The organism is Bifidobacterium sp. POST2/T3 (B1), from assembly GCF_058197115.1.
On the sequence record NZ_JBVPQK010000065.1, the window covers coordinates 1 to 12,007 of the forward strand.

The 12,007-nt window shown below is 60.7% G+C and carries 9 protein-coding genes; 6 read left to right on the forward strand and 3 right to left on the reverse strand.

The features are described from left to right. The coding region (locus AC0AP0_RS04745; protein ID WP_490429534.1) for an SAM-dependent methyltransferase at positions 1–398 on the forward strand (398 nt) is incomplete at its 5' end. Here the strand turns inward: AC0AP0_RS04745 and AC0AP0_RS04750 are convergent. Both AC0AP0_RS04750 and AC0AP0_RS04755 read right to left on the reverse strand, forming a co-directional pair. Further along, positions 362–823 (reverse strand): variant leucine-rich repeat-containing protein, encoded by a 462-nt coding sequence (locus tag AC0AP0_RS04750; protein ID WP_489931834.1) that lies wholly within the window; start codon positions 821–823, stop codon positions 362–364. The genes AC0AP0_RS04745 and AC0AP0_RS04750 overlap by 37 nt on opposite strands. Then, a complete protein-coding gene (locus AC0AP0_RS04755; protein WP_490429535.1) occupies positions 820–1,296 on the reverse strand; it encodes a hypothetical protein in 477 nt (158 codons plus the stop codon). The genes AC0AP0_RS04750 and AC0AP0_RS04755 overlap by 4 nt, the downstream gene beginning before the upstream one ends. A 429-nt stretch (positions 1,297–1,725) precedes the next feature. On the opposite strand from AC0AP0_RS04755, the gene metG reads away from it, so the two are divergent. From metG to AC0AP0_RS04780, 5 genes are all read left to right on the forward strand, one after another. Continuing rightward, on the forward strand, positions 1,726–3,612 hold the full coding sequence (metG, locus tag AC0AP0_RS04760) for a methionine--tRNA ligase (RefSeq protein WP_490429536.1): 1,887 nt from the start codon (positions 1,726–1,728) through the stop codon (positions 3,610–3,612). A 558-nt stretch (positions 3,613–4,170) separates the two neighbouring features. After that, the gene (locus tag AC0AP0_RS04765; protein ID WP_490429537.1) at positions 4,171–5,535 is read left to right on the forward strand and encodes an ABC transporter substrate-binding protein; all 1,365 of its coding nucleotides are present in this window, start codon (positions 4,171–4,173) and stop codon (positions 5,533–5,535) included. A gap of 148 nt (positions 5,536–5,683) precedes the next feature. Then, positions 5,684–6,670, forward strand: a complete 987-nt coding sequence (locus tag AC0AP0_RS04770) for a carbohydrate ABC transporter permease (protein WP_046322292.1) — start codon at positions 5,684–5,686, stop codon at positions 6,668–6,670. Further along, positions 6,667–7,560, forward strand: coding sequence for a carbohydrate ABC transporter permease (locus AC0AP0_RS04775; protein WP_198207591.1), 894 nt, complete (start codon positions 6,667–6,669; stop codon positions 7,558–7,560). The genes AC0AP0_RS04770 and AC0AP0_RS04775 overlap by 4 nt, the downstream gene beginning before the upstream one ends. A gap of 66 nt (positions 7,561–7,626) precedes the next feature. Continuing rightward, the gene (locus AC0AP0_RS04780; RefSeq protein ID WP_490429538.1) at positions 7,627–10,689 is read left to right on the forward strand and encodes an HAD-IA family hydrolase; all 3,063 of its coding nucleotides are present in this window, start codon (positions 7,627–7,629) and stop codon (positions 10,687–10,689) included. Positions 10,690–10,730: 41 nt separating this feature from the next. Here AC0AP0_RS04780 and AC0AP0_RS04785 read toward each other — a convergent pair whose 3' ends face one another. After that, positions 10,731–11,753 (reverse strand): LacI family DNA-binding transcriptional regulator, encoded by a 1,023-nt coding sequence (locus AC0AP0_RS04785; protein ID WP_313840516.1) that lies wholly within the window; start codon positions 11,751–11,753, stop codon positions 10,731–10,733. Positions 11,754–12,007 lie beyond the last annotated feature (254 nt).

The following is a 12,007-nucleotide window of genomic DNA, read 5'->3' on the forward strand; positions in this document are numbered from 1 at the left end:
AGACACCCCACCGCATTGATCAGGCTATGCAGGACCTTCAGGAGGTCTTCGGCTCCGACCGGCTCATGGCCCTCTGCAGGGAGCTGACCAAGGAGCATGAGCAGATCCGGCGAGGTACCGTCGGCGACATTGTGCACTCCCTCCAGGAGGATCCCCCCAGGGGGGAGATGGTCCTGGTCGTGGCTGGTGCTTCTGCTTTGGAGGCCAGGCGCAACGACCCTGAGGCCATGGATGATCGGCAGTTGGCAGACCTGGCACGCGAACTGGCCAGATCCGAGGATCTGCGGCTCAAGGAGGCTATCGCCCGGGTGGCTGCCGAGCATCCCTTGGCCGATGGCAGCCTGCCTAATCGCAAGCGGATCTATGCCTTGGCCGTTGAAGAGGATAAGGAGGACTGATTCCCGTCCTCTTCATCCAGCAGCACCTCGAGCGCCCTGCGCACACCGGGCCCACCCAGCTGTGAGACGGTTTCCAGCAGTGCCGGCGAAGCGGCGGGATTGGCCACTAGCCACCGGCGCAGCCGGGGCTCTTCTCGGGCGATGGTCCAGAGGATGCTCGGGTCGGTCTCGGGGTCTGTGGCCATCAGTGCCGTTGGCACCAAGGGAGGCTCTGGAGGTGGGGCCCGCCCCTCGGCCATTGGTTCGAGGCTATTGGGTTCGTCTTGACTCCAATCGTCTTCCGTTGAGGGGTGCGACCGGCTGCTGGTGACAGTCATGAGCCGGGTCATGCGTTCAGTAGCGGAGGATTCACGACGGTGTCTGATCCTATCCTGGTGCCGATGATGGCCATGACTACGTCGGCCGTCCCTCATCGCCTTATTCATAGGATCGCCTTGAGCCGTCTTATGGTATCCAGTCCTTGAGCGTGGCCAGGCCATCGGGGGTTGGAGGACAGAAGCGCCTCGCAGGATCCGCAGCTGACATGATACCGCTCCATGAGCTCATGGAGAACCGCCATGATGTCCTCACCGTTGCATTGGCCCGTGGGCTCGCAGGCCAAATCACAGGCCGTCCAGAGCGGCGAAGTCACCCAGAGCCGCCCAAGCTTCATCAGATAACGGGCATCCAGCTGTCGCTGATGGGGGCGAAGGGGCCTGCTGTAAACCGGCGTGCGGAAGTGTGAGTTGGAGATGATGTCCAGAGCATCGGGGAAATGGCCGTTGATCCATACCCAGAGCGCCAGTCCGCCGCATGCTGCTGCACCGTAAGGGACCATGGACATGACGATCGAGGCGCGACCGTAGAGTCCCTCCGCCTGTTCGTTCAGGTAGCAACAGGATCGGTCCAGGCAGGTCACGATTCCCTCGTTCACCAGCAGGCTGAGGCTGAGCGGACCTGGCAGATCTCCGATCTGAATCAGACTGGGCAGCGGTTTGGGCTCAGGAACCGGGGTTCCGAATTCGGTCGTAGGCGGACGGCCACGGGTGCGCGTTGGGCCTGTTCCGTATCGTGGCCCGAAACACTGCTGAGCGGTGTCGACGAGCGGTGCCCGGCCTGGCGGCTTGGTTGTAGCTCTAAGGGTGCGGCTGGCGCCAAGGGTAGTGGCAGGCGCCCACGTCGCTCCCCCGAGGACGTGTTCTCGATTCATGGTTCGACTGTAAAGGGCCGTATCCGGGCTTGCCTGAAGGAGGCCTAAATTTGTGAACTTGTGGATAATCTGCTTGACAGCCGGCAGTCTTGTGGATGAGGCGGGGGATTGTAGGCCTAAGCCGATAATCTTGCTGGTATGAGTCATATCCTTGTTTCCGTCGCCTGGCCCTATGCAAATGGGCCCCGTCACATCGGCCACGTCGCTGGGTTCGGCGTCCCTTCGGATGTCTATGCACGCTACGAACGCATGAAGGGCAATGATGTCCTTATGGTTTCTGGGACCGACGAGCACGGCACTCCCATCCTGGTGGAGGCTGATGCTGAAGGAGTAGGTCCCCAAGAGATTGCCGACCGCTACAACCGGGTCATCGTCAAGGACCTGTGCGATCTGGGACTCAGCTATGACCTCTTCACCAGGACCACGACCGGCAATCACGAGAAGGTGGTGCAGGAGCTTTTCCGCCAGTGCCGGGCCAATGGCTACATCTATGAGGGTCAACAGAAGGTGGCTATCTCGCCTTCCACCGGACGAACCCTGCCGGACCGCTATATTGAGGGGACCTGCCCCATCTGTGGTGCCGATGGCGCTCGCGGCGACCAGTGCGACAACTGTGGCAACGAGCTGGATCCGGACGAACTGATCAACCCTGTGTCCAAGATCAATGGGGAGACGCCCCGTTTTGAGGAGTCCAAGCACTTCTTCCTGGATCTTCCTGCCCTGGCCGAGGCCAACCTGGCTTGGTTGAAGACCCGCAAGGGCTGGCGCAGCAACGTGCTCAATTTCTCCCTGGGGCTCTTCAAGGAGGTCAAGCCGCGGGCCATCACACGCGACATCGACTGGGGTATTCCCGTGCCGGTGGACGGGTGGGTCGACGACCCCAACAAGAAGCTCTACGTCTGGTTCGACGCCGTCATCGGCTACCTGTCGGCATCCATCGAATGGGCCCGCCGTCAGGGCGACCCCGAGGCCTGGCGCAAGTGGTGGAATGACCCCAAGGCCCTGGGCTACTACTTCATGGGCAAGGACAACATCACCTTCCACTCGCAGATCTGGCCCTCGGAGATTCTGGCTTACAACGGCCAGGGATCCAAGGGAGGAGAGCCGGGGCCCTACGGCGAGCTCAACCTGCCTGAGCAGGTGGTGGCCAGCGAGTTCATGACCATGGAGGGCAAGAAGTTCAGCTCCTCCCGAGGCATCGTCATCTACGTCAAGGACATCCTGGCACGTTACCCGGTCGATGCAGTTCGCTACTACATTTCCATTGCCGGGCCGGAGACTTCGGACTCGGACTTCACCTGGGCGGAGTTCGTCCGGCACAACAACGAGGAGCTGGCCGCCTCCTGGGGCAACCTGGTCAATCGCGTTGCCAACCTGCTCAACAAGGATTTCGGTCAGATCCCTCACATTGAAGAAGGCTGGCTGACTGAAGAGGACCGGACTCTCCTGGAGGAGTCCCGGTCGGCCTTCGACACTGTGGGATCCCTGATCGAGCGCCAGCGCCAGAAGGCCGCTCTGGGTGAGGCTATGGCCCTGGTCAGCGATATCAACAAGTACCTATCGGCACAGGAACCATGGAAAATCAAGGAGGACCAGGACCGCCTGGCCACCGTCCTCCACACCGCCGCCCAGGCTGTCTGCGACGCCAACACCCTTCTGGCCCCCTTCCTGCCACACTCGGCCCAGAAGGTCTACGAAACCATGGGAGGTGAGGGGACCTTCTCCCCTTTGCCCCATCTGGAGGAGGTCCAGGACCTGGACAAGCCCGGCTTCTCTTACCCGATCATCACTGGCACCTATCAGCTGGGCGTCAATGTGCACCCCTGGAGTAGCGAGCCTGTAAAGGAGGGGGCCCTGATCGCCAGACCCGCCCCCATCTTCGCCAAAATCCCCAAGGAGGCCGTGCAGGAGGAGCTGGATCGGTTCCAGGCCCAGTCGGACGAGCGCAAGGCTAAGGAGAAGGCACGCTTCGAGGCCGAGCAGACCAAATTGAAGACTGCGGAAAACGGATCTGAGGAAGGCTGACCCCCCCCCCCCACTGTGCCTTTCTGGATTCCTGGCCGCCTTTCCCGGGCCCTGACCGGACCTACGGCAGGAAGACCAGGTGCATACAGGGGCACAGGATTCACAGGAAACTTTGAGCTTATCCCACCCAGACTTGCAGAAAGCCATGGTTGTATAAATCGTGCCGGTTGGAGTGATGACCGGCGGGGCTCCTCCCTGGGCCTCATAACTGAATCCCTTCTTCTCTCTCAACCCGACGGTTCCTTGCCGTCGGGTTTCTCTTTATCCTGACCTTGCCATTGCACTCATGGTTGCGAGGTTCCCGGCTGTTCCCGCCCTACCGTAATCCGGTGCGTTTCCAATCAACAGAACAGAGTAAGCGCTTGCAATGACCTATATTTGTACTTATACTGAGAAATGCGCATGGAAGCGTCCGGCCGGGGTCGCGAACCCGTACGGAAATAATGTGCAAAGACGCTGAAGGAACTGTCATACGGATGGTGGGTCCTGAATATAGGAGCTGTCTGTATACGTTCACGAACACAACGTAGTGGGAGAAGTATGAGAAGGACAACGTTAATGAAGGGGCTGGCCCTGGTGGTTAGTTCAGCCACCTTATTCGGCATGGCCGGCTGCGGCTCAGGCAACGGCTCCGGCGATGGTTCGAAGAAAGCCGATTCGGCCAGTTGCACTGCCTACAAGAAGTATGGTGACCTGAGCGGCAAGAAGATCTCCACCTACACCCCCTGGATCGACCAGGAGGGGGATGCTACGGTCAAGGCTTTCAATGAATTCGCCAACTGTACCGGAGCTAAGGTGGAGCACGAAGGTTCGCGTGACATGGCCGCACAGCTCCCAGTCCGCGTCAAGGCCGGTTCCGCTCCGGATGTGGCCATCATGCCTCAGCTGGGAATGATCAAGAACATGGTGGCCACGGGCAAGGTCAAGGATGTCCCCGCCAAGGCTGCTGCGAATGTGAAGAAGTACTACTCCAAGGATTGGCAGGATTACTCCACCCTGGATGGCAAGCTGGTCTCCATCCCGGTGGATGCCAATGCCAAGTCCTTCATCTGGTACTCGCCCAAGGCCTTCAAGGAAAAGGGCTACAAGGTCCCGACCACCTGGGACGAGATGATGGACCTGACCAAGAAGATCGCCGATGACAACAAGGGGGATGCATCGGTCAAGCCCTGGTCCGTGGGTCTGGAGGGCGGAGCCGACTCCGGTTGGCCCGGCACCGATTGGCTGGAGGATGCCGTTTTGCGGTTTACCGATGCCGACACCTACAACAAGTGGGTCGACCACACGATCCCCTTCAACGATCCCAAGATTCTGGCCGCTTTCAAGGAAATCGGCAAGATCCTGAAGGATCCGGCCTACGTCAACGGTGGTTTCGGCGACATCCAGTCCATAGCCTCTACCGCGTGGCAGGATGCCGGCACCCCTTTGGTGGATGGCAAGGGCTACCTCATGCACATGGCTCTTTTCTATCAGAGCAATTACCAGACAGCCAACCCCGATATCAAGATCGCCAAGGACGGGGATGTCTGGGCCTTCCCCATGCCCAGCAAGGATGCCCAGCATAAGAGCATGATTGGCGGGGGTGACTTCGCCATCGCCTTCTCCGACAAGCCCGAGGTGCAGAAGTTCGAAGAGTTCCTCTCATCGCCCGAATACGCCAACGCACGCGCCAAGGCCATGACGGGCTGGATTACGGCCAACACCGGACTGGACGAGAAGAATCTCAAGCCCATCGACAAGCTGGCTTATGAGTCTCTGACTGCCGAGGGGACCACCTTCCGTTTCGACGCCTCAGACATGATGCCTGCCGAAGTGGGTACGGGCTCCTTCTGGAAGCAGATGATAGCCTACTTCGCCCAGAACAAGTCCGAGCAGCAGGTGCTCGACGCAGTCGAGGAATCCTGGCCCAGCGACGTCAAGTGAGTTCGTGTTCCCTCGGGACGCTTCAAGGCCCACAGCTCCATAAGTCATAGTCAGGCCCTGTGCCACCCCGACGCACGGTAAAGAGTGCACACCCCCTCCACCAGCTCCGGCTGTGGAGGGGGTGGCCTGAGAAAGGCATCTTACAACCATGGATTTCATTCTGCATCCGGATAGCAACCTGTCCAAACTCCTGGCCATGCTTCTGGCCATCCTCATCTTCGTCGGCGTCATGGCGTTGATCCTCTTCCTGACCAACCTGCCCAAGCGGATGCCCTCCTGGGGAGTGGCGGTCATGTTCCTCCTGCCCTCGGTGGCCCTGGTATGTTTCGGCCTGCTCTACCCCACAATCGTCACTTTCCGTGACTCCTTCTACGGGCGTGACGGCAACGAGGCGGTGGGGTTCGCCAATTACGTGAAGATATTCTCCGAGCCTCAGTTCGTCCAGGTTCTGATCAACACGATCCTGTGGACTGTTCTGGTTCCCTTGTGCTCTACGGCCATCGGCCTGCTCTACGCTGTCCTGGTGGACAGGACCCGGTTCGAGAAGCTGGCCAAGTCCCTGATCTTCCTGCCCATGGCCATATCCATGGTAGGGGCCTCCATCATCTGGAAGTTCGTCTATGACCAGCGCGTGGGACTCCTGTCCGCCGTCTATACCGGTCTGGCCCACCTCTTCGGCAACAAGACGGCCTCGGCCCCGCAGTGGCTGATGTCCTCACCGCTAAACACCTTCCTCCTCATATTCGTCATGATCTGGATTGAGGCCGGGTATGCCATGACCGTCCTGTCGGCGGCCATCAAGGCCATTCCTGACGACTTGACCGAGGCAGCCCGTCTGGACGGAGTCGATGCCCGTCAGCAGTTCTTCTATGTGACTGTCCCCATGATCAGGCCCTCCATAGTGGTCGTTCTGACCACCGTGGCCATGGCCGGGCTCAAGGCCTTCGACGTGGTCAGGACCATGACGGCCGGCAACTACGGGACCTCGGTGATAGCCAACGAGTTCTACACACAGTCCTTCCAGTACCAGAACACAGGTCTGGGGGCCGCCCTGGCGGTGATCATGTTCATCGTCGTCATCCCCCTGATAGCGTTCAACGTCCACCAAATGAGAAAGTCGCAGGATGTGAGATGAGCAGGAAACTGACCCGCCATGAAAAGGCGCTGATCCGCACCAGGAACAAGCTGTCCTCTCCCTGGAGCTCGGCCATCTCCATTATCATTGCCGTCTTGTGGACCATCCCCACCGTCGGCCTCCTGGTGACCAGTTTCCGTGACAACAGGATGGCCATATCCACCTCCGGCTGGTGGACCAGCCTGAGCCCCTCCCATTGGAAGGATTTCGGCCTGGGCAACTACAGGTCGGTGCTGGGTGGTGGCTACAACCTGGGCGCCTACTTCGTCAACTCCTTCGTCATCACCATCCCCGGCGTACTTATCCCCATTACCCTGGCGCTCCTGGCGGCCTATGCCTTCGCATGGTGCGAGTTCCCCGGCAAGAACATCCTCTTCGTTGCTGTCTTCGCCCTCCAGGTGGTCCCCATCCAGGTGACCATGATTCCCCTGCTCTCCCAGTATGTGAAGTGGGGGCTCAACAACACCTTCTGGGTCCTGTGGCTGTCGCACACCATGTTCGGACTTCCGCTGGCCATCTTCCTCCTGCACAACTTCATGCTGGATATACCCAAGGAGCTGATCGAGGCGGCCAAGGTCGACGGAGCCAGCCATGTGCAGATCTTCCTGAAGGTGGTCCTGCCCCTCATGGTCCCTGCCATAGCATCCTTCGCCATTTTCCAGTTCCTCTGGGTCTGGAATGACCTGCTGGTGGCGCTGGCCTTCGCTGGAAACACCCCGGCGACAGCCCCGCTGACATCCCGCCTGTCCGACATGGTCGGTTCCCGCGGGTCGGCCTGGTACCTTCTGGCACCCGGTGCCTTCATAGCCATGGTCGTCCCGGTGGCCGTCTTCCTATTCCTGCAACGCTATTTCGTCCGAGGTATGCTGGCCGGGGCGGTCAAGGGCTGAAAAAACCTGTTCGGAGTCCGGCAGATTCATCTGATCCGCAAGAACAAGTGAGTAGGATGCGCAACCATGAAAATTGTCCAGAGTCTGGCTGTTCTCTTCGATTTGGACGGGGTCCTGGTTCCCACGGTTCGCCTGCACAAGGCCGCCTGGAAAGAGCTGTTCGACCAGGTCCTGCCGGAGGATGTCAGCCCTTATGAGGACCAGGACTATTTTAATTATGTCGATGGCAAGCCCCGCTATGACGGAGTTTCCGCGGTCCTGGCCAGCAGGGGGGTGGACCTGCCGCAGGGGAATCCTGCGGACGGACCTACGGTCCGCAGCATCTGCGGGCTGGGCAACCGCAAGAACGCCATATTCGAGCGTCTTCTGAATGAGGAGGGGATTGAGCCCTACCCCGACACTGTGGATGTCCTGCGTCACCTGATGGGGACAGGCAAGCGCCTGGCGGTGGTATCCAGCTCCCGCAACGCCAATACCGTGCTCAGCGCAGCCGGCATCAGGAACTTCTTCGACGTCATAGTGGACGGGAACGTCAGGGCCAGGGAGGGGCTCAAGGGGAAGCCAGCCCCCGACACCTATGCCTTTGCCGCACACCTCTTGGGGGTTCGGCCAGAGGAGGCCGTAGTGGTCGAGGATGCCCTTTCGGGGGTGGCGGCCGGCCGGGCCGGGGGATTCGGTCTGGTTGTCGGTGTGGACCGGGGGGCCGGTCGGCAGGCCCTCTTGGACTCCGGTGCCGACCATGTGGTCGACCAGTTGGTCGAGATGATTCAGGACGGATCCGCCCGCGCCGATCTGGCAAGGCCGGCCGACCTGGATCCGACCACCTACCCTGTGGACCCCTGGGCACTGATTGAGAACAAGGAGGGGGATTCCAACAGTGCGACCCTCTTTTCCGTGTCGAACGGGAACATCGGGGTGAGGGGGGCCGGGGACCCCAGTCGGGACCTGGGTAGCGGGACCTTCATGAGCGGCTTCCATGACACCTTCACCATCAAGCACCCTGAGACCGCCTATGGGTTCGCCCGTGTCGGCCAGGTGATCCAGGGGGTACCCGATGCCTCCGATTTCTCCCTGAGCCTGGAGGGCTACCCCCTGGGCAGTCCGGTCTCTGCCAGCCAAAAGGTCGATTTCAGACGGGGGATATCATCCTATGTCCGGCGTTACCGTACCGACGATGGGGCCGACCTGTTCGTGACGGTGGAGCGTATGGTCTGCCTCTTCGACCCCCATCTGGCCCTCTATACTCTGATTATCGAATCACCTGACAGGACAATGACGGTGGATGTGGATGCCAGGATCAACGGCAACGCACCCCGTCGACAGGTTTCTAACGATCCACGGAAGTCCAACCTGGTCGACGGCTGCGGCATACACGAGGTCCTGGAAGACGCAGACGGGGACCAGGAGGGCCCTGTCTGCCATGTCTACCGCTGCAACAACTCACAGATGACCGCAGTCCTGGCCGTCCGCCAGTATGTCGAAAGTACAGACGGCGATCCAGGTGCGAGGTCCATGGTGACCTCCGCCCTCCCGGAGGATGTCTGGCACCTCCGTGTGCCTGCAGGCGGAAGGATCTCAGTCCGTCGCTACGCCGCCTACCGGAGCCCATCTATCCTCCCGGTCGGGGTCGATTGCGGCTTGGTCGTGCGCACACGGGAGGGGTCGGATGCCAGGAGCATGGTCCTGGCTTGCCTGGAGGATCTCGACAGCGCCTGTCATAGGGGGGCAGGCGGTCTTGAGGGGGCGCAACGTTCCTGGCTGGAGGATTTCTGGCGAAGGGGGGACGTGCAGGTGGCTGCCGGGGACGGTGGCCGTATCCAGCAGGTGAGCCGGTGGGAGATTTTCCAGCTGGCCCAGGCCACGGCCCAGGTCAGGAACGGAGTGGGGGCCAAGGGATTGAGTGGTTCGGGATATGACGGTCACTACTTCTGGGACACAGAGATTTACATCCTTCCCTTTCTGACCTACACCGACCCCGCACGAGCCAGGGCCATCCTCCACTATCGGCATGAGATGCTCCCGGCTGCGCGCAGGCGCGCTGCCATCATGAATCTGGACGGGGCCCTTTTCCCCTGGAGGACCATCAACGGCGAAGAGGGGTCGGCCTACTTCCCCACCGGCACCGCCCAATACCACATTGATGCCGACATAGCCTACGCCCTCATGCAGTATGTTTTAGTCAGCGGGGATGATGACTACCTGGGTCGAGAGGGGATTGACATACTGGTCGAGACCGCACGTATGTGGGCATCCCTGGGCAGCTACCAGTCGGACGGACGTTTTCACATACACAGCGTGACCGGGCCGGACGAGTACACGGCTTTGGTGGATGACAATCTCTATACCAACCAGATGGCTCGGTTCAACCTCATGGCCGTCATACAGGCCGTCCACAGGCTTGATGAGGCCGACGAGACCGGAGAGATCCTGGCCCAGGCCCGTCAACGCCTGGGATTCGGTGATGAGGACCTGAAGATCTGGAAGGGGATGGCCGAGGCTATGTTCATGCCTTACGCCAATCAGGAGGGGGTTCATGCCCAGGACGCCCAATTCATGAACAGGCCCAAGTGGGACTTCGAACACTGTCCGGCCCGCCCCCTGCTCCTCTACTACCACCCCCTGGCCATCTACGGTCACAAGGTCCTTAAGCAGACGGACGTGGTCCTGGCCCTCTTTCTGCTCAGCTCCTGGTTTACCCCCGAGCAGAAGTTGGCCGACTTCGATTATTACGACCCGCTGACCACTGGAGATTCCACCCTTTCGGCCGCCTCCCAGTCGATTCTCGCTGCCGAGGTGGGGCGTAAGGAGCTGGCCATGGACTACTTCAGGCGGTCCCTCTTCGCCGATGTGTTCAATCTTCATGACAATACCGAGGATGGCATCCACCTGGCGGCCGCTGGTGGTGTCTGGTCGACCTTGGTCTGCGGCTTCGGTGGAATGAGGGATACGGGGGGAACGGCCATAGGGATCGATCCCCGTCTGCCGGACGGGTGGACCTCTTTGGAATACACCCTTCTGATCAGGGGGACCTCGATCAGGGTGACGGTGACGCCGGAAGGTGTGGGCTTGCAGCGCATGTCAGGACCGTCTATGGTCCTCAACGTCAATGGTCATCCCCGTCAGGTGTGAACGAGGGCCTCTGGATACAGCTCTCCAAGGAGGTTCACCGGTCAGCGGATCCTACCGGCGGGCGGGGGGCCGACGGTGGCCCGCTCTATCAGTTTGGTGGGGAAGATGATCGTCTTCAGTGCCAGGTCGCCCTCGATGGCCTTCAGCGCGACCTCGGCCGCTGTCACCCCCTGCTTGCGTACCGGTTGGGCCACCGTAGTCAGTCCGAATGGTCGGCCCAGGTCGTGCCCGTCGATGCCGATGACCGAGATGTCTCGACCCACTGCCAGGCCGCGCTCGCGGATGGCTTGGATGGCCCCCATGGCCATCTCATCCGAGGACGCCATGATGGCAGTGATATCGGGACGCCTGTCCAGGAGGCGTTTGGTGGCCAGGTAGCCGTTGGAGGCCGTCATGATGGTCACGGCTTCGTCCAAGCTGTCGGAGCACTCGAGGTTGAAGCGCGTCAGGGTCTGCTTCCAGCCATCCCGTCTGCGCTGGGAGGGAGCGAAGGGGCAGAGGTCATTGGTTTGACCTGACAGGTGGCCTATGGTCTTGTGGCCCAGCGTAATCAAGTGACGGCAGGCCTGTGCCGCAGCTTGCCCGTCGTCGATTCCTACATGACTGTAGCCCTTCTGGCGAACGGAGACGAAGACGGCCGGCACACCCAAGGAGCGCAGTTCGGCCTCCTCCTGCTTGTCGAAGAAGAGTGAGAGGACCAGGACCGCGTCCACCTTCCCCACCAGGTCCCGTGCCTTGAACCGTTGACGTTTGGGACCAAGGTAGTCGGGCAGGGAGTAGACAAGGGCGTCATAGCCCGCCTTGCGGAAGGTCTGTTCGGCGCATTCGAGGATAGTGCTGAAGAACCACCGCGACATGTCCGGCTGGATCAATCCGATGGAATGGGTCCGTCCGCTCGCCAGAGAGGAGGCGGTGGGGGAGGGGGTGTATCCCAGGGTCTTGGCGGCCTGGAGGACTAGTTCCCGGGTTCGCCCGCCCACCCCGGGCAGTCCCCGTAGGGCCCGTGAGACCGTGGCCGTTGAGACGCCGGACAAGCGGGCCACGTCTTCGATTCTTACGGTCATACCGTCATTATGCCAGCGTGAAGTCACAAGGGAATCCGCGATCCTCGATGTGGCTGGATGCCTTTGTACTGCTGGTCAAGTAACTCTTAACTAATGCAGACACGCCCGGATTATCGGGGTTGCATCTGGTTCAGGCTCCAATAAAATAGGCAACGCTTGACGAATCCAGGGCGGACACGCGCGGCGTTGCAGAGGCGAGGAACATAGCCGGGCGTCACCATCGGTCAGTCACTCTCCCGGACGGTCACGGCAAT